Annotated in this window: 18 protein-coding genes and 1 tRNA gene; 10 read left to right on the plus strand and 9 right to left on the minus strand. The window is 73.6% G+C overall.

Translation table 11 applies throughout. The features are described from left to right. The first annotated feature begins 1 nt into the window (after window position 1). The gene (locus F1615_RS29580; protein WP_149552119.1) at window positions 2-1021 is read left to right on the plus strand and encodes a Gfo/Idh/MocA family protein; all 1020 of its coding nucleotides are present in this window, start codon (window positions 2-4) and stop codon (window positions 1019-1021) included. A gap of 59 nt (window positions 1022-1080) precedes the next feature. On the opposite strand, the gene F1615_RS29585 is transcribed toward F1615_RS29580, so the two are convergent. The 4 genes from F1615_RS29585 to F1615_RS29600 are packed head-to-tail and all read right to left on the minus strand — an operon-like array spanning window position 1081 to window position 5137. Beyond that, entirely contained in the window at window positions 1081-2100 is a 1020-nt protein-coding gene (locus F1615_RS29585) for a Gfo/Idh/MocA family protein (protein ID WP_149552120.1), read from the minus strand. After that, window positions 2097-3101 carry a Gfo/Idh/MocA family protein gene (locus F1615_RS29590; protein ID WP_149552121.1) on the minus strand — a complete coding sequence of 335 codons (1005 nt, stop codon included), beginning with the start codon at window positions 3099-3101 and terminating at the stop codon, window positions 2097-2099. Before F1615_RS29590 ends, F1615_RS29585 begins: the two co-directional genes overlap by 4 nt. Window positions 3102-3153: 52 nt before the next feature. Beyond that, a complete protein-coding gene (locus F1615_RS29595; protein WP_149552122.1) occupies window positions 3154-3930 on the minus strand; it encodes an SDR family oxidoreductase in 777 nt (258 codons plus the stop codon). A 31-nt stretch (window positions 3931-3961) separates the two neighbouring features. Continuing rightward, window positions 3962-5137 carry a phytanoyl-CoA dioxygenase family protein gene (locus F1615_RS29600; RefSeq protein WP_149552123.1) on the minus strand — a complete coding sequence of 392 codons (1176 nt, stop codon included), beginning with the start codon at window positions 5135-5137 and terminating at the stop codon, window positions 3962-3964. A 109-nt stretch (window positions 5138-5246) separates the two neighbouring features. Between F1615_RS29600 and F1615_RS29605 the strand changes: the two genes are divergently transcribed. Both F1615_RS29605 and F1615_RS29610 read left to right on the plus strand, forming a co-directional pair. Further along, window positions 5247-6281: a LacI family DNA-binding transcriptional regulator gene (locus F1615_RS29605; protein ID WP_149552124.1), complete on the plus strand. Its 1035-nt coding sequence runs from the start codon at window positions 5247-5249 to the stop codon at window positions 6279-6281. Window positions 6282-6356: 75 nt separating this feature from the next. Further along, a complete protein-coding gene (locus F1615_RS29610; RefSeq protein WP_244328895.1) occupies window positions 6357-6962 on the plus strand; it encodes a TMEM175 family protein in 606 nt (201 codons plus the stop codon). A gap of 169 nt (window positions 6963-7131) precedes the next feature. Here F1615_RS29610 and F1615_RS29615 read toward each other — a convergent pair whose 3' ends face one another. Then, window positions 7132-8289 carry a Gfo/Idh/MocA family protein gene (locus F1615_RS29615; RefSeq protein ID WP_149552125.1) on the minus strand — a complete coding sequence of 386 codons (1158 nt, stop codon included), beginning with the start codon at window positions 8287-8289 and terminating at the stop codon, window positions 7132-7134. A gap of 210 nt (window positions 8290-8499) precedes the next feature. Between F1615_RS29615 and F1615_RS29620 the strand changes: the two genes are divergently transcribed. Then, a tRNA-Pro gene (locus tag F1615_RS29620) sits at window positions 8500-8573 on the plus strand. Between the two features lie 150 nt (window positions 8574-8723). Here F1615_RS29620 and F1615_RS29625 read toward each other — a convergent pair. Beyond that, window positions 8724-9809 (minus strand): M12 family metallopeptidase, encoded by a 1086-nt coding sequence (locus tag F1615_RS29625; RefSeq protein ID WP_149552126.1) that lies wholly within the window; start codon window positions 9807-9809, stop codon window positions 8724-8726. Window positions 9810-9905: 96 nt separating this feature from the next. On the opposite strand from F1615_RS29625, the gene F1615_RS29630 reads away from it, so the two are divergent. Continuing rightward, window positions 9906-11621, plus strand: a complete 1716-nt coding sequence (locus F1615_RS29630) for a LuxR family transcriptional regulator (RefSeq protein ID WP_149552127.1) — start codon at window positions 9906-9908, stop codon at window positions 11619-11621. A gap of 177 nt (window positions 11622-11798) precedes the next feature. Here F1615_RS29630 and F1615_RS29635 read toward each other — a convergent pair whose 3' ends face one another. Next, complete coding sequence (locus F1615_RS29635; RefSeq protein ID WP_149552179.1) at window positions 11799-14372, minus strand: CHAT domain-containing protein; 2574 nt, start codon at window positions 14370-14372, stop codon at window positions 11799-11801. 165 nt (window positions 14373-14537) lie between these two features. On the opposite strand from F1615_RS29635, the gene F1615_RS29640 reads away from it, so the two are divergent. The 3 genes from F1615_RS29640 to F1615_RS29650 are packed head-to-tail and all read left to right on the plus strand — an operon-like array spanning window position 14538 to window position 17079. Beyond that, window positions 14538-15968, plus strand: a complete 1431-nt coding sequence (locus tag F1615_RS29640) for a S8/S53 family peptidase (protein WP_149552128.1) — start codon at window positions 14538-14540, stop codon at window positions 15966-15968. A gap of 59 nt (window positions 15969-16027) precedes the next feature. Continuing rightward, window positions 16028-16603 carry an RNA polymerase sigma factor gene (locus F1615_RS29645; RefSeq protein WP_149552129.1) on the plus strand — a complete coding sequence of 192 codons (576 nt, stop codon included), beginning with the start codon at window positions 16028-16030 and terminating at the stop codon, window positions 16601-16603. Beyond that, window positions 16600-17079 (plus strand): hypothetical protein, encoded by a 480-nt coding sequence (locus F1615_RS29650; protein ID WP_149552130.1) that lies wholly within the window; start codon window positions 16600-16602, stop codon window positions 17077-17079. The genes F1615_RS29645 and F1615_RS29650 overlap by 4 nt, the downstream gene beginning before the upstream one ends. Before the next feature lie 306 nt (window positions 17080-17385). Here F1615_RS29650 and F1615_RS29660 read toward each other — a convergent pair whose 3' ends face one another. Beyond that, the gene (locus F1615_RS29660; RefSeq protein WP_149552132.1) at window positions 17386-18183 is read right to left on the minus strand and encodes an N-formylglutamate amidohydrolase; all 798 of its coding nucleotides are present in this window, start codon (window positions 18181-18183) and stop codon (window positions 17386-17388) included. Window positions 18184-18269: 86 nt separating this feature from the next. On the opposite strand from F1615_RS29660, the gene F1615_RS29665 reads away from it, so the two are divergent. Beyond that, window positions 18270-18611 carry a DUF5713 family protein gene (locus F1615_RS29665; RefSeq protein ID WP_149552133.1) on the plus strand — a complete coding sequence of 114 codons (342 nt, stop codon included), beginning with the start codon at window positions 18270-18272 and terminating at the stop codon, window positions 18609-18611. Window positions 18612-18688: 77 nt separating this feature from the next. On the opposite strand, the gene F1615_RS29670 is transcribed toward F1615_RS29665, so the two are convergent. Beyond that, a complete protein-coding gene (locus F1615_RS29670) occupies window positions 18689-20908 on the minus strand; it encodes an NADP-dependent isocitrate dehydrogenase (protein WP_149552134.1) in 2220 nt (739 codons plus the stop codon). Window positions 20909-21380: 472 nt separating this feature from the next. Here F1615_RS29670 and F1615_RS29675 point away from each other — a divergent pair, with 472 nt between their 5' ends. Beyond that, window positions 21381-21587, plus strand: coding sequence for a hypothetical protein (locus F1615_RS29675; RefSeq protein WP_149552135.1), 207 nt, complete (start codon window positions 21381-21383; stop codon window positions 21585-21587). The last annotated feature ends 3 nt before the right edge of the window (window positions 21588-21590 follow it).

Genomic DNA, 21590 nt, shown 5'->3' on the forward strand with positions numbered 1-21590 from the left:
GATGAACCGGCGCGAGCCCCTGGGCGTCGCCGTCATCGGCACCGGCCGCATGGGCGCGGACCACGTACGCCGGATCGACCGGGTCATCAGCGGCGCGCGGGTCACCGCCGTCGTGGACGTCGACGCCGAACGGGCCAGGGCCGTCGCCGCGGGCGTCGACGGCTGCACTGCCCACACCGACCCGGCCGCCGCGATGGCGGCGGCCGACGTCGACGCCGTGATCGTCGCCTCTCCGGGGCCGGCCCACGAGGCCGCCCTGCTCGCCGCGTTCGAGCACGATCTGCCCGTCCTGTGCGAGAAGCCGCTCACCCCCGACGCGGCCTCCGCCCTGCGCGTCATGGAAGCCGAACAGGCCCTCGGCCACCGAAGGGTCCAGGTCGGCTTCATGCGCCGCTACGACACCGAGTACGTGGCGCTCAAGGCCCTCCTGGACAGCGGCCGGCTCGGCCGCCCCCTGATGCTGCACAACCGGCACCGCAACGTGGCCAGCCCGCCCTTCTTCACCAGTGCCATGCTCATCAGCGACTCCGTCGCCCACGAGGTGGACGCCACCCGCTGGCTCCTCGGCCACGAGATCACCGCCGTCACCGTCCTGCGCCCCACTCCGTCGGCCGGCGCCCCCGAGGGACTGCGCGACCCGCAGTTCGTCGTCCTGGAGACCGACGGCGGCGCGCTGTCGGACGTCGAGATCTTCGTCAACTGCCAATTCGGCTACCAGGTGCAGGCCGAGGCGGTCTGCGAACGCGGCACCGCCCGCATCGGCGACGGCCACGCCCTGGTCACCCACATGGCGGGCCGCTGGGGCGGCACCATCGCCCAGGACTGGACCGACCGCTTCGCCCAGGCCTACGACGACGAGATCCGGGCCTGGGTCGACACCACCCTCCGCGGCGAGGTCACCGGCCCCAGCACCTGGGACGGCTACGCCGCCGCGGCCGTCTGCGAGGCCGGCGTCCGGGCGCTGGAGGACGGCGGCCGGGTGGCGGTCGACCTGGTGGAGAAGCCGCCGCTGTACCGCTGACACCACGCGCGACGGCCGCCCCCTCGGGGGCGGCCGTCACACGTGTGAGCCCCGCGGTGTCAGCCCCTCGTGGTCCGCGGGCGCGGAGCGAGACCCGCCGCCCCGTAGCACGCGTCGATCAGCCGCATGGTCGTCACCGCGTCGTCCGGGCCCAGCGCGAGCGGCGCGCCCTCGCGCACCCGGGCGGCGAACGCCTCCAGCTGGTACGTGTACGACGACCGGGTGCCGAGGTGCTCCGTGCGCTCGCCGTCCGCGGTGCGGATCACGATCCGGTCGTCCTGCTGCGGCAGCACGAAGTTCGGGGCCGTCGCCTCGCCCCGGTCGCCGACCACCCGGATGCTCATCTCCAGCCGATCGTACGCCATGTGGCAGCGGGCGGTGCCCGTCGCGCCGCCCGGGAACGCGAAGTCGGCGTCGAGCCACTCGTCCACGCCCGGAGCGCCCGCCCGCTCACCCGCCCGCGCGCAGACCGGGCGCGGTGCGCCGCCCGCCCACGGGGCGAGCATGCGCAGCGCGTGCACGCCGTAGCAGCCGAGGTCCATCAGGGCGCCCCCGGCCAAGGGCAGCGACCAGCGGGGGTCGTCCGCCTCCGGGGCGGGGATCGCCACCATGGCCTCGGCACGGCGCAGTTCGCCGAGCTCACCGGAGTCCAGCAGCTCGTGCAGCCGGCGGGTGACCGGATGGAAGAGGTAGTGGAAGGCCTCCATGAAGACGGTGCCGGACTTCGCGGCCGCCTCCCGCACCTCCTCCGCCTCCGCGGCGTTGCTCGCCGACGGCTTCTCCGTCAGCACGTGCTTTCCGGCCGCCAGCGCCGCGAGGTTCCACGGGCCGTGCAGACCGTTGGCCAGGGGGTTGTAGACGACGTCGACCTCGGGATCGGCCAGCAGGTCGGCGTAGGTGCCGACGACCCGCTCGACGCCGTGCGCCGCGGCGAACGCCTCGGCGCGGGAGCGGTCGCGGGCGGCCACCGCGACCAGGCGGTGGCCGCCCGCCCGGGCCGGGGCGACGAGGGAGCGCCCGGTGATCCGCGCGGCTCCCAGGATCGCGATGCGCAGCGGTTCCCGGCCGGGTTCGCTCATGCCTGCCGTACCTCCTCGACGGTGACGGGACGGTGCTCGTGCAGCGACAGTGTGCACGCCTCGGCGATCCAGCCGGCCTCCAGGGCGTCCGCGACCGTGCACGGCGAGGGACGGGAACCGGCCACGACCTCGGTGAACGCGGTCAGCTCGGCCCGGTAGGCGGCCGTGAAGCGGTCCATGAAGAAGTCGTGGGGGGTGCCGGCCGGGAAGGTCACGCCCGGCTCCACCGACCGCAGCGGCAGCTTGTCCTCCAGACCCACCGCGATGGAGTCGTGGAAACCGTGGAGCTCCATGCGGACGTCGTAACCCCGGGCGTTGTGACGGCTGTTGGAGACCACCGCGATGGTGCCGTCGTCCAGGGTGAGGACCGCTCCCGTGGTGTCGGCGTCGCCCGCCTCCCTGATGTAGTCGGCGCCCCGGTTGCCGCCCACCGCGTACACCTCGGTCACCTCGCGTCCGGTCACCCAGCGGATGATGTCGAAGTCGTGCACCGAGCAGTCCCGGAAGATGCCCCCGGACGCGGCGATGTACGCGGCCGGCGGCGGCGCCGGGTCGAGCGTGGTCGAGCGCACGGTGTGCAGCCTGCCCAGCTCCCCGCCCCGTACGGCGGCCCGGGCGGCGACGAAGCCGGCGTCGAAGCGGCGGTTGAAGCCGATCTGGATCGGCACGTCCCGCCCTTCGACCGCCTTCAGCACCTTCACCCCCTCGGCCATGGTGCGGGCCACGGGCTTCTCGCAGAAGACGGGGACGCCCGCCTCCGCGCAGGCCAGGATCAGCGCCGGGTGGGCGTCCGTCGCCGCGGCGACGACCACGCCGTCCACCCCGGCCGCGAGCACCGCCTCGGGGGAGTCCGCGACCTCGGCGCCGAACCGCTCGGCGGCGGTCTTCGCGGCGTCCGTGAACGGGTCGGAGACGACGAGGGACTCGACGGCGTCGAGCCCGGACAGGGTCTCGGCGTGGAAGGCGCCGATGCGGCCGAGGCCGAGGATTCCGATACGCATGAAGGCGGTGCTCCTTGGGTGCGGGTGGTGCGGACGAGCGGGTGAGGGGGGTTCAGTCGAGGCCGCCGAGGACGTTCTGGTCCCAGTCGATCACGGACCCGGTGACCACACCGGAGCGGTCCGAGAGCAGCAGGACCACGAAGTCGGCGATCTCGTCCGGCCGGCCGAGCCTGCCCATCGGCAGCCGCGCGGCGGCCTGTTCGCGCCAGTCGTCCCCGGCACCGTGGAAGGTGCGCTGGGTGGCGTCCTCGCCCTCGGTGGCGGTCCAGCCGATGTTCAGCCCGTTGATCCGGATCCGGTCCCAGCGGTGGGCGTGCGCCGCGTTGCGGGTCAGGCCGATCAGCCCGGCCTTCGCGGCGACGTACGGCGCGAGGAAGGGCTGCCCGCCGTGCGCCGACGAGGTGATGATGTTGACGATCGTGCCGGGCTCCTCGCGCCGCACCATGTCCGCGACGGCGGCCTGCATCGCGAAGAACGGCGCCCTGAGGTTGATCGCGACGTGCTGGTCGAACAGTTCGGGCGTGGTGTCGAGGAGCGTCCCGCGCGCGGTCAGGCCCGCGGAGTTGACCAGGCAGTCGACCCGGCCGTACGCCTCCACCACCCGGGCGACCGAGGCCCGGGCCTGCTCGGCGTCGGCCAGGTCGGCCCGTACGAACAACGCCTTGCCGCCCCGGGCCGTCAGCTCGGTGACCAGCGCCTCACCGGGTTCCGGGCGCCGCCCGCTGACGGCCACGACCGCCCCCTCACGGACCGCGGCGCGGGCGATGGCGGCACCGACGCCCTGGCTGCCGCCGTTGACGAGGACGACCTTGTCGTCGAGAAGTCCCATGATCTGCTCCGGATTCCTTTCAGCTCTCGCGTCAGCTCTCGCGCCGCTTGGTGCCGGCCCGCAGTTCGCCCCGCAGGGTCCGCGGGGTCCACCCCTCGCGCAGCGCCCGGCGCACGACGTCGGCCTGCGAGGGCGGGGCCAGACCGTCGACAGGCGGGTCGTTGTCGAGGTTGGTGGGGAAGGGGTAGCCCTCGGCGCTCGCCGCGATCACGTTCTCCAGCCACTGTTCTCCGGCGCCCTCGGCCTTGCGGCCCAGCAGCACCGGGTACACGGCGCTCGCCACCGCCTCGCGGTCCACGGTCTCCATGGCCCGCCCGAACGCGGAGGACACCTGCAGCAGGTTGGCCATGCGCCGGATGTCCGCCGAGTGGTTGGCGCCGGCGGCGTGGAACAGCGCCGGATTGAAGAACACCGCGTCACCCTTGGCGAGCGGCAGCTGGACGTGGTGCTCCTCGAAGTACGCCCGGAACCGCGGGAGCCGCCAGGCGAGATAGCCGGGCTCGTACTTCTGCGAGTGCGGCAGGTACAGCGTGGGCCCGGACTCGACGGGCATGTCGCAGTGCGCCACCGCGCCCTGGAGGGTGAGCGCGGGGGAGAGGCGGTGCACCTGCGCCGGGTAGGCGGCGGCGACGTCGTTGGACAGGAACCCGAGGTGGTAGTCGCGGTGCACCGTCTGCGCGGCGCCGCCCGGGTTGACCACGTTCACCTGGGAGGTGACCTGGTAGCCGGGGCCGAGCCAGGCCGAGGAGACCAGGGCGATCACATCGTTGGCGTAGTAGTCGGCGAACGCCTGCGGATCGTACAGGGCCGCCTTCTCCAGGGCGTTCCACACCCGGTCGTTGGCACCCGGCCTGGCGAAGTGGTCACCGGCGGTGGCGCCCGAGGCGCGCTGCTCGGCGATCAGGGCGTCGAACACGGCGGTGGTCCGGTCCACGACCGCCGGGTCGGGAAAGGCACCCCGCACGACCACGATGCCGGGGCCCTCGGCGAGGGCGCGCACCAGTTCGGCCTGTGCGGCGCGGCGGTCGGCGAGGGCGAGCCGTTCGGCGTCGTAGAGCAGCACGTTCCGCTCGACGGCACTGGCGTGCGGGTGGGCGGCGAGGCCGGTCTCCTGCTCGACCAGCGCGCGGAAGGTCTCCAGGTCGCAGTCCCGCTCGGAGAGCCAGGCGGCCGGCGCGGGGTCCTGCACGGAGGAGGATGCGGACATGAAGTCGTCCCTTCGGGTCACGGAGCGACGCGGCTGATGTCATTCTTGTCAGTACAAACCCTTCGAACAACCAGCAGGAAGCCATCAAAAACCCCTCAGGAGCATCCGCATGGGCCACCCCTTCCCGATCAGGGAAATCGCACGTCAGGCCGGGTTGAGCGAGGCCACCGTGGACCGCGTCCTGAACGGCCGGGGCGGAGTGCGGGAGAGCACCGCGCGAGAGGTGCACCGGGCGATGGCCGACCTGGACCGGCAGCGCACCCAGGTCCGTCTCGTCGGCCGCACCTTCATGGTGGACATCGTGATGCAGTCGCCGGAGCGGTTCTCCACCGCCGTCCGCGCCGCCCTGGAGGCCGAACTGCCCTCCCTGCACCCGGCGGTGGTCCGCTCCCGCTTCCACTTCCGCGAGACGGGCCCGGCGGGGGAACTGGTCGCGGTCCTCGACCGGATCGGCCGGCGCGGATCGCAGGGCGTGATCCTCAAGGCGCCCGACGTCCCCGAGATCACCGCGGCCGTCGGCCGGCTCGCGGCGGCGGGCGTCCCGGTCGTGACCCTGGTGACGGACCTGCCCGCGAGCGCCCGGCTCGGCCATGTCGGCAGCGACAACCGGGCGGCGGGCGCCACCGCCGCCTACCTCATGGGGCAGTGGCTGGGCGACCGCCCCGGCAACGTGCTCACCAGCCTGTCCAGCGGCTTCTTCCGCAACGAGGAGGAGCGCGAGATGGGCTTCCGCAGCGCCATGCGCGCCCGGTACCCCGGGCGGGCCCTGGTCGAGATCACCGAGGGGCAGGGCCTGGACGCCACCCAGTACGACCTGGTCCGGGACGCACTGGACCGCGACCCGGAGATCCGCGCGGTGTACTCGATCGGCGGCGGCAACATCGCCACCCTGCGGGCCTTCGAGGACGCCGGGCGCGAGTGCGCCGTCTTCGTGGCGCACGACCTCGACCACGACAACACCCGGCTGCTGCGCGAGCACCGGCTGTCCGCGGTGCTCCACCACGATCTGCGGCACGACATGCGCGAGGCCTGCCACCTCGTGATGCGCGCCCACGGCGCGCTGCCCCCCGCCGGGCCCACCCTGCCCTCCGCCATCCAGGTGGTGACCCCCTACAACATGCCCCCCACGGCGTTGGCCGGGTGAGGGTCCGCGGGGAGCGCACCCCGGACCGGGCGTGTATCCCCGCCCGCCGGGCCGGGCCTGCCTACCGTCGTGCGCATGAGGAAACCGACCCCGGAGGGCGGGCCCGAACGGCTGGTGACGCTGGCCGACGGCGTGTTCGCCATCGCCATCACCCTGCTGGTCCTGGACATCTCCGTGCCCCAGGGGCTGAACCCCGAGCAGTACCACCAGGCGCTGAGCGACACGCTGCCCAACCTGGGCGCCTACGGCATCAGCCTGGCGGTGCTGGCCGGCTTCTGGCGTGAGCACCGGGCGATCTTCCGCGGCGTCCAGCAGGTGGACGGCGACGTGATCGCGCTGACCGTGCTCGGTCTCGGACTGGCGGCGCTGGTGCCGTTCCCCACCGCCCTGGTCTCCGAGTACGGAGACGAACGCGTCTCGGTGGTCATCTACTCGGCGGTGGTCGCCTCGCTCGGCGCCGTCCACCTCGCGCTCGCCGCCCTGGTGGCCCGGCGCCCCTGGCTGCGCGGCGGAGCCGCACCCGTGCGGGACGAGGTGCTCTCCACCGCGGACCTGGGGGCGACGGTGGTGGTCTTCCTCGTGACCATCCCCCTGACCCTGCTCATCGGAACCGCCGCGATGTGGTGGTGGCTGGTGCTGGTGCCGGTCAAGTGGTGGCTGGGGCGAAGGGAGAACGCCTGACGCGACGGGTGGGGGCCGAAGGGTTTTCCCGCGCTCGCCGCCCCCTCCCGTCCCGGGCGCGCGGGTGGGTGGGGGTTCTCGCGCAGTTCCGCGCGCCCCTTCAGGGGCGCGCGGAACTGCGCGAAGGGGGTCTGGGGGGAAGCTCCCGGGGACGGGGCGAGGAGAGACGTCAGTACGCCACCGGCACCCACGCCCCGCTCTCCGCGGACCGCGTCATCGCGTCCAGCACCGTGGCGCTGTACACGGCGTCGGCGAGGGTGGCGCCGTGCGGGACGCCCTCGGCGACGGAACGCAGGAAGCGGTAGGCCTCGATCACCTTCAGGTCGTCGTAGCCCATCGCGTTCGCGGCGCCCGGCTGGAAGGCGCCGAACTCGCCGTGGCCGGGCCCGACATGGACGGTGCTGACGGGCTGGTCCTGGTAGGCGGTGCCGCGGCTGACGCCGAGTTCGTTCATCCGGCGGAAGTCCCAGAACACCGCGCCCCTGGTGCCGTGCACCTCGAAGCCGTAGTTGTTCTGCTCGCCCACCGACACCCGGCAGGCCTCCAGCACCCCGCGCGCGCCGGAGGCGAACCGCAGCAGGCAGTTGACGTAGTCCTCGTTCTCCACCGGGCCGAGTTCGCCGCCCGCCGCGCGGGAGTGGCCGGCGGTGGCACCCGCCGGACGGGCCCGCTCGGGCAGGAAGACCGCCGTGTCGGCGGTCAGGGAGGCGATGTCCCCGAGCAGGAAGCGGGCCAGGTCGGCGCCGTGCGAGGCCAGGTCGCCCAGCACCCCGCTGCCGCCGCGCTCCCGTTCGTAACGCCAGGTCAGGGCGCCTTCCGGATGGGCCGCGTAGTCGCTGAAGAGGCGGATGCGCACATGCGTGACCGTGCCGATCTCGCCGGAGGCGATCAGCTCGCGGGCCGCCTCGACGGCAGGCGCGTTGCGGTAGTTGAAGCCGACCGCGCCCTGCACCCCTGCCCGGGTAACCGCGTCGGCCACCGCGCGGGCGTCCTCGGGGCCGAGGCCCACCGGCTTCTCGATCCAGACGTGCTTGCCGGCCTCGGCCATCGCGACGCCGATCTCGCGGTGCAGGAAGTTGGGGGCGGTGATGCTGACCGCCCGCACACGCGGATCCGCGGCCACCTCGCGCCAGTCGCGGGCCGCCGAGGCGAACCCGAACTGCGCGGCGGCCTCCTCGGCCCGGCCCGGCACCTCCTCGGCGACCGTGATCAGCTCAGGCCGCAGGGGCAACAGCGGATAGTGATGCGCCACGCGCGCGTAGGCCTGGGTGTGCACCCGCCCCATCCAGCCGAATCCCACGACGGCGACACCCAGCGCATCCACCATGAACGCCTCTCTCCGGCCCGGTCCGACTCCTGTCCGCCCACCCTCTGCGCCCACCGTGCGTCATGTCAACCTTTTGACAGGACAATACCCGCGCCCGGACCTGCCCGGTCGGCGCTCCTCCACCGTCGACCGTCCCCGGCGTCCCGGGGCCACCGCTCACATGAGGTAGGGTTGACCTGCTTGATCACGCGGTTCGCCGCGTGAGGGCATCGGGACGTGGCGCAGCTTGGTAGCGCACTTGACTGGGGGTCAAGGGGTCGCAGGTTCAAATCCTGTCGTCCCGACGGAAGCCGACAGGGAGCCGTACCGGATTCATCCGGTACGGCTCCCTTTGTCGCGCGTGGGCCGGGGGGCGTCACCCTCCCCCGAAGGTGACGCCCCCGGCCGCCCCCCGGCGCCGGAAATGGCTCTGGTGTCCGCGTCGGCCGGTGCCGTCACCAGCACATGACCGCCGTCTCGCCCGGCCCCCACGCGGAGTACAGGCGGATGCGGACGTGATAGCGGCGGCCCTTGACCAGCCGGGCCGCGATCGTCGCGTCGTGCGCGGTGCCTCCGTCGTCGTGGCCGGCGAGGAAGCGGGGCTCCCCGTCCCGCTCCTCGAACAGCACGACGACCCGGTCGGCGTCGCCGAAGGTGCCCACCGTGTAGTCGCGGGTCTCCGGCGGATCGATGCGGAAGTCCGCCTGCTCACCGGGGCCGAGCCCCAGCGGCACCGAGCGGAACGGCTCCAGGGCCGGCGAGGCGGACGGAGCCGCCGGCGGATACCGGCGGAGCACGAACTCCTTGTCGGCCGGGGACAGGGCCCCCGGCGGGTGCACACCCCCGCGGTACTGCTCCGGCTCCAGGATCAGCCCCGGCGGGAACGCGTCCTGCATGATCGACTGCGGGTCCCAGACGGAGCCGTTGACCTCGTCCGGACCCAGCTTGCGCAGCACGTTGTGGTAGGTCCTGTCCCGGCTCCAGTGGTTCGGGGCACCCGCCAGCTCGGCGTACACCGCCTCGTCGTCCCAGTGGATGCCGGCGTACGGACTCTGGTGCTCGTGCAGCATGCCGAGGGCGTGCCCGATCTGGTGCAGGGCCGTCGCCCGTCCGCCCGGCGCGCTCAGGTCCCAGCCGAAGTTCATGGTCCGCTCGTGCACGCCGGTCCGCAGCGCGTCCCGGCCCACCGCCGACCAGGAACCGTCACCGTGCTGGAACCCGATGCGCAGCTCCGCCTCGGTGCGGTCACGGACCTCGGCGAAGGTCACCCCGAGCCCGAGACCCCGCCACTCCTCGAAGCACGCGCGCACCACGGCCTGCTGCTCCCCGTCCCCGCCCCAGGGCACCCAGCGGGTCCGCCCGGCCCCGGGTACGGCGATCTCCGAACCGTCGTCGTCGCCGTCGAAGAAGGAGTAGTGCAGCACCGTGCCGTTGACCCACAGCCGCCGCCCGGCCGTCAGCGCGCCGAGCCGCTCGGCGGCCAGTCCCCGCGGATACGCGGGGTCCGGCTGCTGCGGCAGCGAGCAGTGGCGAGCGGTCATGCACGACAGACTGCCGTGCGGCCCGGCCGGGCCGCCTGAGCCGGGGTCTGCTCAAGTGCCCCTGTATCAGATGTGAGTAGCCGCGCTCCTGTTCGCGTGACGACTTCACGACGGGACACCACCGGGCCCTGCGGGACGCACCGGACGCACACGACGGACGCGGCGGCACCGCGGCAGCCCTGGCCGTTCACCGGCCGGGAGGACGAACTCGACGTGGTACGGCGGTCCCTGAGCGGCGCACGACGCGGCGTCGTGGTGACGGGCCCGGCGGGCCGGGGCAAGACCCGGCTCGTCACCGAGGCCGTGCGCGGCACCGACTGCCTCCGTGTCACGGGGACGCCGCGGAGCCGGCACCTCCCCTTCGCCGCCTTCGCCCCGCTGCTGCCCGAGCCCGTCACCCTGCACCGCGCGCTGCACCACCTCTCCGGGGTGCGGACCCTGCTGATCGACGACGCCCATCTGCTCGACGACGCCTCCGCCGCGCTGGTCCACCAGCTCGCCGCGCACGGACGTACCCGGCTGCTGGTCGTGGTCACCGACGACGAGCCGGTACCCGCCGCCGTGTCCCGGCTGTGGACCGGGGAGCTGCTGCCCCGGCTGGCACTGGCACCGCTGCCCCGCGAGGAGACCGCGCGGCTGCTCCCGGCGGACGCGGGCGGCACCCCGGAACCGCTCACCGCGAACCGGCTGCACCGCCTGTGCGACGGGGACCTGCGGCTGCTGCGGGAACTCGTGGACGCGGTACGGCCCGGCCGGGCCACCGGCGTCCCGGGTGCCTGGAGGTGGCGGGGCCCCGTACCGCTGACCCCGGCGGTACGCGAACGCGCCGCCCGCCTCCTGGACCGCCCCCGGGGTGAGGAGCGCGAGACGCTCGACCGGCTCGCCTTCGCCGAACCCCTGCCGCTCGACGCGGACGACCTCGACCTCACCGCCCTGGAACACCTGGAGGCCGACGGCCTGGTCCACGTCGACGACCACGACCGCGTCCGTCTGGCCCACCCCCTGCACGGCCCCGTCCTGCGTGCCGCGGCGGGCCGGCTGCGCGCCCGCCGGCTCGCCCGCCCGCCCGAGGATCACATCCCCGCCCTGGACGCCGAGTCGGCGGAGCTGACCCGGCGGATCGCACGGGCGGACGTGGCGACGGTCCCCGCGCCGGTGGGGGACTGGCTCGTGGGGGAGGGGGCGCCGGTCCCGGCCGGGTACGCGGCCGTGCGCGCCCGCTGCGCGCGGCTGCGCGGGGAACTGCGGGAGGCCGCCGCGTGGGCGCTCGAGGGGCTGCACGGTGACCCCGACGACACCTCCTGCCGGGAGGAACTCGTCCGCGCCGACGGGGTCCCTCAGCCGGGCCGGGACCCGTACGACGCGGTACGCCTCGGCGCCCCCGAACGGGCCGCCGGCCGGCTCACCGGAGTCTTCGCCGACCACGCCGACGCCCTCGCACGGGGAGACGGACCCGCCCTGGACCGGGTGGCCGAGGAACTGCGGCGGCGCGGCTTCCTGCTGTTCGCCGCCGAGGCCCACGCCCAGGCCGTGTCCGTCCACCGGGAACCGCTCGCCGCCCGCACCGCCCGCACGCGCGCGGTCGCTCTCGCACGCCGCTGCGAGGACGCCCGTACACCGGCCCTCGCCGGCCTCGTCCTCGGTGAACTCACCGCCCGTCAACGGCAGATCGTCACACTCGCCGCGGCGGGGCTGAGCAATCGCCAGATCGCGGAGCGGCTCACCCTCTCCGTCCGTACGGTCGGCAATCACCTGTACGCCGCGTACACGCGGCTGGGCCATTCCGGCCGCCGCGCGGTGGTGGTGGCCTGACAGCTCGGGCGGTGCCGTTTCGTCGTTGGCCGCGGGCGGTCGGTGGCTGGTCGCGCGGTTCCCCGCGCCCCTGGAGGTGGGCCGGCCGCACCATCCATCAAGGGGTGCGGGGAACCGCGCGGGCAACCACGGAGGACCGACAGTCGCCCACGACGGTCAACTGCCCGCCCGCGGGGGTCAGGCCGCCCCGAAGGCGGTGAAGGCCCACCCCGTCGCCCGGTGCAGCGCGTCCGCCGGGAGCGAGGCGCGGGCGTCACGCAGCGCCTGGGCCAAGGAGAGACCGGTGTCGAGACCCTCGTGCAGGGCGAGCATCAGCGGCACGACCGCCGCGTCGTTGACGGGGGCACTGCACGCCACCACCCCCGCCGTGCCCAGTGGCAGCAACGCCGTGACCAGGCCGAGAAGTTCGTCGGCTCCCACCGTGGCGAACCGGGCGGTGTCGCAGCAGGACAGGATGATCCGGTAGGGGCTGCGGTCCAGCCGCTCGAAGTCGTGCACGATCAGCGGCCCGTCGGTCATCCGCAGCGAGGAGAACAGCGGGCCGTCCGCGCGGAACGCGCCGTGCGCCGCGATGTGCGCCAGCGCCGCCCCGTCCAGCTCCGTCAGCACCCGCGGCACCGTCGCGTCCTCGTACTCCAGGACCGTCGCACCGCCGTAGCGGCCCGCCAGCACGGACACCTCCGCGCCGCCCGTCGCGAGACCCGGCCCGCGCACCAGCACCTGGCGGCCCCCGCGCGGCGGCGCGGTCTCCTTCGCGCGCAGCCAGCTGCTCGCCGACGGCGACACGCTCAGCACCCGCTCCCGCAGCGAGGGCAGCAGCGCCCACGGCACCCGGTGCAGCCGCCCCGGCGGCACGATCACCACCGGGCCGTCCCCGAGATGGGCCGCGGCCGGGCCCAGCAGCAGCTCCTCCAGCCGGCGGCCCGCCGCCTCCACCACCGGCAGCCGGGAGTCCGCCCCCGGATGGGCCAGCCGCCGCAGCCCCGCCTGCACGTGCTCGGCCTCGGTCTCCGCGGCCGCCAGCAGCCCCGCCTCGAACCGCCGCACCCTGCCCCGCCCGCACAGCAGCACCTGCACCCGTCCGTCGAGCACGGCGAGTTCCACCAGCTGCCCGTCGCCGCCGTCGCGCAGCCGCGCGAGCAGCCGGCCGACGTCGAAACGGTCACCGCCGTCGGGAGCCTCACCGCGCATGTGAAGCGTCCGGGAGCGGATCTCGCGTTCCAGGCGCCGCTGTTCCCGCTCCAGGGCAGGCACGGGCTTGCCCTCCATACGGGCCTCCTCCGCGCGGGCGGCGATCTCCCGGTAGGCGGTCATGCCGCTGAGCAGCGCCGGGTCGGCCGGCGGCCGGGTGGGCGGTGCGGACAGCGCGGTGGCCCGCCAGCGTTCGCTCCACACCAGCAGTTGTCGCGGCCCGCCGGAGACGAGACTGGCCTGCTGCGCGAGGGCGGCCAGTTCCGCGCCCTGCGCCGTGGCGCGGGCCCGCAACTCCGAGGCCCCGAGCGTCATCCGGTGGTCGTCCAGCACGTCCAGCCCCCGTCGGCAGGCCTCCAGCACACCGCGCGCGGAACCGGCGGCCTGCGCGCGCAGCGCCTGCGCCGCCCAGCCCGTCATCCGCGCGAGCGGAGGACCGCCGCGCCTGCTGCGCGCGGCCACCGCCAAGTGCCGCTCCGCGTCCGCCGTCCAGCCGAGGTCCAGCGCGATCCGGCCCGCCAGCAGCGACGCCTCGGGAGCGGCCGGGGCACCGAGCGCGACCAGCTTCTCCGCCACCGCCGCCGCGTCCGCGACCAGCCGGCCCGACCCGCGCCCGGCCGCGTGCCTCGCCCCGATCAGCACCAGCCGGGCGTGCGTCTCCCACCAGGTGCGCCGCTGTCCCGCGAACAGGCGCACGGCCAGTGCCGCGCGCGCGATCGCCGTCTGCGGCTCGTCCGCCAGCCGCGCCGCCCGCGCGGCGGCCAGCAGCAGTTCCGCCTTGCGCGTCGACTGCCCGCCGATCCCGTCCAGGGCCCGGATCGCCGCGTCCGCCTCGGCCAGCGCCTCCGCGGCCAGCCCCGCGGCCATCAGCACCTCGCAGCGCCGGATGTTCAGCATGAACGTCGGCGTGCCCAGCTTGGCGTACCGCTCCTCCGCCTCGTCGAGCAGCCGCAGTGCCGCCGGGACGTCGCCCGAGCGGAACGCGGCCAGCCCCCGGCTCTCCACGGCGTCCGCCTTGTCGTGTTCCTGGCCGGTGGTGTCCCACAGGGTCTCCGCCGCCGTGAAGTCGGCGTCCGCCCGCTCCACCGCGCCGAGCGCCAGATGCACCGTCGCCCGCAGTGTCAGCGCCCGCGCCGTCCAGATCACGTCGTCGGCCTGCCGCAGTACGGGAATCGCCCGCCGTACGTCCTCCAGCGCCTCCCTGTGGTGGCCCAGCACCCACCACGAGTACGCCCGCCGGAACAGCACCCTCGCGCGGGTGTGCCCGGTACCGCGCTCGACGCCCCGCCGCAGCGCGTCCAGGCCCTGCCGGGTACGCCCCGCGTGCACCAGCGCGACCCCGAGCGTGGCGAGGACGTCCGCCTCCCGCTCGGCGGAGTCGGCGCGCGCCGCCCAGGCCCTGGCCCGCCGCAGATGGCTCAGGGCGAGCCGCATGTCGCCGAAGTCCCGCTGCCAGATGCCGATCACCTGATGGGCGACGGAGGCGTGCAGCGGCGCGGGACGGTCACCCAGGACCTCTTCCGCCCTCGCCAGCGCCTCACCCGGGGCGGCGAACACCATCGGCAGCAGTTCCAGCACCGTGTCGCTTCCCGCTGTCACCCCACGATGGTAGTGGTCCGCAACCACGCCCCACAGGTTCGACGTTGTATCAAATGCCCGTCCCGCGGCTCTGTATCACGACAGCTCCGCGGCTCCGGTCGCCGTCGCCCGAGTGGAGGACATGCCATGGCACCACAGAGATTCCGTGAGCAGTTCACACAGATCCAGCGCTCGATGCCCGACGTCCCCCTGGCGGTGGGACCGGACGACGCGGGCGAGTTCCTCTACGAGAAGGGTGTCGTCCTCGCCCGCGACGGAGAGGAGGCCCGCGTCGTCGAGGACGCCGTGCGACAGCACTTCACCACCTTCGCCGGGCTCACCCCGGACCATGTGCGCCGCGCGAGCCCGGAGACCAACCGCTCCGGCATCACCCGGATCCGGGTCGCCGACCCCGGCGAGGGCGACGGCGGCGGCGACCCGGCCGTCGCGGGAGCGCTGCGGGCGCTCTCCGCGACCGAGGGCCGGGCCGGGCGCCGGCTGATCAGCCGCAATCACGTGGTGTCCATCGCGGTCAACGCCTGCCCGGGCGACGAGCCCGTGCCCGTGGCGCCCGGCGGCCGGCCCAACCCGGCCGTCGCCGATGCGGCCCACGACCCGGAGAGCGCCGTCGGCGTCCTCGTCATCGACACCGGCCTCATGCACGACCACCGCTCCTACCCGCTGCTCGCCCACACCCGCGGCGACGCCCAGGTCGCGGAGTGCGACGACGACGGGATCCTCCAGCAGTACTGCGGCCACGGCACGTTCATCGCCGGGCTCGTCGCCGCCGTCGCCCCCAACACCGACATCACCGTCCGGGGCACGCTCAACGACGCCGGCGCGATCCTGGAGTCCGAGTTCGGCGAGAAGCTCTTCGAGGCCGTCGACCGGGACGGCTGGCCCGACGTCATCAGCCTCTCCGCCGGCACCTCCAACGGCCGTACCGACGGTCTCCTCGGCGTCGACGCCTTCATGCGGGAACTGCGCGGGCGGCCCACCCTGCTGGTCGCCGCGGCCGGCAACAACGGCAGCGCCACACCCTTCTGGCCGGCCGCGTACGCCGACCTCCCCGGCTACGAGAACGCCGTGCTGTCCGTCGGCGCGCTGCGCGGGGACGGCGAGTTCGGCGCCTGCTTCAGCAACCACGGCGGCTGGGTGAAGGCCTACGCCCCCGGCGAGCGTCTCGTCAGTGCCCTCACCGGCTTCGACAGCCCCGTACCGTACGTGTACCAGCACTCCACCTACGACGCCTGCCGCTACGGCTTCACCTACGCCTGCACCTGCCACCACCCGCGCCACACCGGCGTACTGAGCGAGGAGGGAGGTTCGGGCAAACCGGACCAGGTGATGTTCGAAGGGCTCGCCCAGTGGAGCGGGACCTCGTTCGCCACCCCCGTCGCCGTCGGCATGATCGCCGCCCACATGACCGCGCAGGCGGAGACCGACCCGCGCAAGGCGCGCCGGCAAGTGATGGACGCGACCACCGAGTTCGCCGAAGTGCGCGGGGCGCACGTCCCGGCGCTCCTTCCGCCCACCTGGCGTCCCACGCAGGTCTCACCACCCCCGGCCCGGGCATGAGGACCGGAGCCGTCCCCGCCGCGGCGTACCATGACGTGCCGTACACGAGGGGTGGGACCGTGGAGCGTAGTGAAGTCGGCGCGTTGGTCCGGTCCGCTGTCGACGGTGACGCGGCGGCCTGGAAGGCGATCGTGGAAGGGCTGGGCCCCCTGGTGTGGTCCGTGGTGCGCGCGCACCGGCTCTCCGACGCCGACGCGCACGAGGTCTACCAGACCGTGTGGTTCCGCTTCGCCCAGCACCTGGGGCGGCTGCGGGAACCGGAGAAGGCGGGCTCCTGGCTGGCAAGTACCGCGCGGCACGAGTGCCTGAAGGTGCACAGGAACGCGCGCCGGCTGACGCTGACCGACGATCCGCACCTGCTGGACCGGGTCAGCGAGGACGGCACGCCGGAGCAGTCGCTGCTGGAGGCGGAGGAGGCGGCCGCGCAGAGCGAACGCGTGCGGCGGCTGTGGCAGGAGTTCGAGGAACTGGGCGAGCGGTGCAGGCAGTTGCTGCGCGTGCTGATCGCCTCGCCGCCGCCCAGCTATCAGGAGGTGTCCGCCGCGCTCGACATCGCGGTGGGCAGCATCGGACCGCTGCGCCAGCGCTGTCTGCGCCGGCTGCGGGCCCGGCTCGAGGCACGGGGGGCGGCGTGAGCGACAGGGACGGCACGAACGACGGCACGGAGTTCGACGACGACTTCGACACCGGGCTGCTGGAGGAGGAGCTCCGGCAGGCGGCCGCGGTCCTGGACCCGCTGCCCCCGGCGCTGCTGCAGAGCGCCGTCGACGCCTACGCGCTGCACGACCTCGACGCCCGCGTGGCCGAACTGACCTTCGACTCGCTGGTCGACGCGATCCCGGTCAGGGGGGCGACGGACGCGCCGCGCATGCTGACGTTCACCGCCGGCGAGGTGACGCTGGACGTCGAGGTGACCGCCCAGGGGCTGATCGGCCAGGTGCTTCCGCCCCGGCCCGCCCGCATCGAGCTGCTCGGCGGCCCGCATCCGACCGCCGCGCTCACCGCCGACGACATGGGCCGCTTCACCGCCGACACCGCACCCTCCGGCCCGTTCGCGCTGCGCCTGCGCACCGGCGACGACGTGGTGGTCACGGAGTGGCTGCGCGCGTGACCCCTCCGGGCGGGGAGGCCCTTTCCGGGTCCTCGGCCCGACCGCGCGGGACACGAGCCGGGCATGGCCCGGAGTGGCCGGGGGTTCGACCGCGCCCCTGCCACGGACTCCCGGCCCTGCGGGAGCCCTGCGCGGCGGACCGGCAGCCGCCGCTGTGCCGGGCCCGGTTCTCCGCCCCCGCCGCCCCTACCCGTCCCGTCCCCGGGGGGCGCCGCCCCCGGACCCCCGCTCCTCGAACGCCGCAGGGGCTGATTTCCGCCGGGTCGGGGTGGCATTTTCCGGGGCCCTGCGGCCCTGGCGGCGGCGTCAGCGGGTGGCCGCGTCGATCAGGGTGGCGAGTGCCGAGGCGAGCCCGCGCAGGCCCGGTCCCGCGGGACCGCCCGGCTCGGTCATGTAGGTGTCGCGGCGGATCTCCACCATCAGCGCGGACACCTCGGCCCGCTTGCCGTAGAACTCCAGCGGGACGTACGTACCGGCGAACGGGCTGTCCAGCCCGGTCCGCCCGCACGGCGCGAACGCCTCGCGTGCGGCGTCGAGCAGCCCGGGCGGCGTGTGGAAGGAGTCGGTGCCCAGGCACACCTCCGGCCGCGGCCCCTCGCCGTGCAGTTCGTAGGGCAGCGGCACGCTCGGATACGAGTGCACGTCGATGATCACGGCCCGCCCGGTCGCCGCGAGCCGGCCGGCGACGGCCTCCGTCATCGCCCGCGCGTACGGCCGGAAGTACCGCTCGATCAGCGGCTCCGCGTCGAACCCGTCGGGCCGCAGCACCTCCTTGTGCGTGGTCCGCGTGTAGACCGCGCCCATGCCGACGGCCAGCATCTCCTCCCGCTCGTCCGGGAACCGCTCCGGATCGACGACCAGCCGCGACAGCCGGTTCACGAACCGCCACGGCGTGACACCGGCCGCCCGGGCCGCGGCCTCGGCGACCGACGCGGTGTGCGCGTCCGTGATGTGGTCCAGTTCGCACTCCAGCGAGGCGTCGTCCAGCTCGATCCCGGACCGCACGCCGGCCGGTATCTCCCGCGCGGAGTGCGGGACGTGGAGGATCACGGGGGAGTCAGGGTGGCCGGCGAGGAACTCGTAGGACGGCGGGACGTCGGTCATACGGCTGCTCCGGTGCGTTGTCAGTGGTGTACGGAAGGATCAAGGTGCCACATGCCACTGACAACGCCCGAGGACCGAAGCCCTTCATGCCGATCAGCAACGAGCACGTCGCAGCCCATCCGTTCCTGCGGGCGCTGTACCGGGACGCCTATTACCCCGACCACGTCGTGGACCTGGGCAGGGCCGTGCTGCTCGCCCTGTGCGAACGCATCGAGGCGGACCAGCCCGCGGACCTCACCGCGCTCTACGCCCTGACCCATGCCGCCACGGAGGAGTTCAACGAACTCGAGGCCGCGTTCGAGGCGGCCGGCAGCGAGATCGAGACGGTGGCCCGGGAGGCGATCGCCGAGGAGTTCTGGTTCGTCGCCCGCGTCTACGGCTTCGCGGACGCCGATGCCGAGGAGCTGGTCGCCCCACGCGAGTGGTGAGCCGCCCTGCCGGCGGATACGGCTCCGCCCCGGCCGGGCGTATCGCCGGCCGGGGCGGAGCACGAGTACTGCGCGGGTCAGCTCAGGGACGCCAGTGCCTCGTTCCACGTCGTGGACGGGCGCATGACCTCGGCCGCCCTGGCCGGGTCGGGCTGGTAGTAGCCGCCGATCTCGGCCGGCTTGCCCTGTACCGCGTTCAGCTCCTCGACGATCTTCGCCTCGTTGGCGGCGAGCGTCTCGGCGAGCGCGGCGAAGGCCTTCGCCAGGTCCGCGTCCTCGGTCTGCGCGGCCAGCTCCTGCGCCCAGTACAGGGACAGGTAGAAGTGGCTGCCGCGGTTGTCGATGCCGCCGACGCGGCGCGTCGGGGACTTGTCCTCGTTGAGGAACGTCGCCGTGGCGCGGTCGAGGGTGTCGGCGAGGACCTTGGCACGGGCGTTGCCCGTGGTCTCGGCGTACTGCTCCAGCGACGGCACCAGCGCGAAGAACTCACCGAGCGAGTCCCAGCGCAGGTAGTTCTCCTTGACCAGCTGCTGCACGTGCTTCGGCGCCGAGCCGCCCGCGCCGGTCTCGAACAGGCCGCCGCCCGCCATCAGCGGGACCACCGACAGCATCTTGGCGCTGGTGCCCAGCTCCAGGATGGGGAAGAGGTCGGTGAGGTAGTCGCGCAGCACGTTGCCGGTGACCGAGATCGTGTTCTCGCCTCGGCGGATGCGCTCCACCGACAGCCTGGTCGCCTCGACGGGGGACAGGACGCGGATGTCCAGGCCCTCGGTGTCGTGCTCCGGCAGGTACTGCTCGACCTTGGCGATCAGGTTGGCGTCGTGCGCGCGGGTGGCGTCCAGCCAGAACACCGCCGGGTCGCCGGTGGCGCGGGCACGGGTGACGGCCAGCTTCACCCAGTCGCGGATCGGGGCGTCCTTGGTCTGGCAGGCGCGGAAGATGTCACCGGCGGAGACGGCCTGCTCGATGACGGCGTCGCCGTTGCCGTCGACCAGGCGGACCGTGCCCGTGGTGGGGATCTCGAAGGTCTTGTCGTGGCTGCCGTACTCCTCGGCCTTCTGCGCCATCAGACCGACGTTCGGGACCGAACCCATGGTGGACGGGTCGTAGGCGCCGTTGGCACGGCAGTCCTCGATCACGACCTGGTAGACACCGGCGTAGCTGGAGTCCGGCAGCACCGCGAGGGTGTCGGCCTCCTGGCCGTCCGGGCCCCACATGTGGCCCGAGGTGCGGATCATGGCCGGCATGGAGGCGTCGACGATGACGTCCGAGGGGACGTGCAGGTTGGTGATGCCCTTGTCGGAGTCGACCATCGCCAGCTCCGGGCCCTCGGCGAGCTCGGCGTCGAAGGACGCCTTGATCTCGGCGCCCTCGGGCAGCGACTCCAGGCCCTTGTAGATGCCGCCCAGACCGTCGTTCGGGGTGAGGCCGGCAGCGGCGAGCTTGTCGCCGTACTGGGCGAACGTCTTCGGGAAGAAGGCGCGCACCACGTGGCCGAACACGATCGGGTCGGAGACCTTCATCATCGTGGCCTTGAGGTGCACCGAGAACAGCACGCCCTCCTGCTTGGCGCGGGCGACCTGCGCGGTCAGGAACTCGCGCAGCGCGGCGACGCGCATCACGGAGGCGTCGACGACCTCGCCCTTGAGGACGGGTACGGACTCCCGCAGCACGGTGGTGGTGCCGTCGTCGCCCTTGAGCTCGATGCGCAGCGCGCCGTCCTCGGCGATGACGACCGACTTCTCGGTGGAGCGGAAGTCGTCCGCGCCCATGGTGGCGACGTTGGTCTTCGACTCGGCGGTCCAGGCGCCCATGCGGTGCGGGTGGGCCTTGGCGTAGTTCTTCACCGAAGCGGGGGCGCGGCGGTCGGAGTTGCCCTCGCGCAGGACCGGGTTCACGGCCGAACCCTTGATCTTGTCGTAACGGGCGCGGACCTCGCGCTCCTCGTCGCTCTGCGGGTCGTCCGGGTAGTCCGGCAGCGCGTAGCCCTGGCCCTGGAGCTCGGCGACCGCGGCCTTGAGCTGCGGGATCGACGCCGAGATGTTCGGCAGCTTGATGATGTTGGCCGCGGGTGTCTTCGCCAGCTCACCGAGCTCGGCGAGGGCGTCCGGGATGCGCTGGTCCTCGGTCAGGTACTCCGGGAACAGGGCGATGATGCGCCCGGCCAGCGAGATGTCCCGCGTCTCCACGGCGACACCCGCCTGCGAGGCGTACGCCTGGACCACCGGCAGGAAGGAATACGTCGCCAAGGCCGGGGCCTCGTCAGTGTGCGTATAGATGATGGTCGAGTCAGTCACCGGGTGCTCCGCTCCACGTCTGCAACATTGCTCGACATCAAGATATCTTGTGACGGCCCCCGGCTCGACAGGGGGCAGAGGCCGCTTGTCCCCGGGCACGGCCCGTCGGGCCGTCAGCGACACCACCACGCTGTGTTCGGCCTTGCCGGAGTACGACAGCCGCAGCGTGAACAGACGACGGCCTCGCCTGTCGAACCGGCACGAGGAGCCGCGCCCGCCCGGTCCACCGGCGCGCCGCATACCGGAAGCCTCCGCCGACGGTTCCGGAACGCCGCGTCACCCACCCGCCGACCGGCTGTCTGTCGTGCGCAGCGGGTGATGGGAGTGCCGGTTCAGCGAGGTAGCGGGCGTCCCGGTGCCGTGTTGAACTGAGCGGAGTGCGCGTCACCGCGGCACCGATCGAGGCCGCGGTGTGACATGACCACCATGTAGGCGTACGTCACGGTGTGTGACGTGGATGTGGAGGCGACTCATGGCGGAGTCGCGGGACGACGAGCAGCTCGGTCGGCGCCTGACGGCGGTAGCGGTGCTGGGGTTCGTGCTGATCATTCCGCCGTTCTTGGCGCGGTTCGATCGAGTGGGCCAGGTGTTCGGCGTCCCCGTCCTCGCGGCCTACCTGTTTCTCGTGTGGGCGATCATGATCGGCCTGGTCGCCGTGATCGGCGGCAGATCGAGGTAGGCA

Origin of the sequence: Streptomyces marokkonensis (assembly GCF_008312835.1) — a bacterium.
In the GTDB taxonomy this organism is placed as follows: domain Bacteria; phylum Actinomycetota; class Actinomycetes; order Streptomycetales; family Streptomycetaceae; genus Streptomyces; species Streptomyces marokkonensis_A.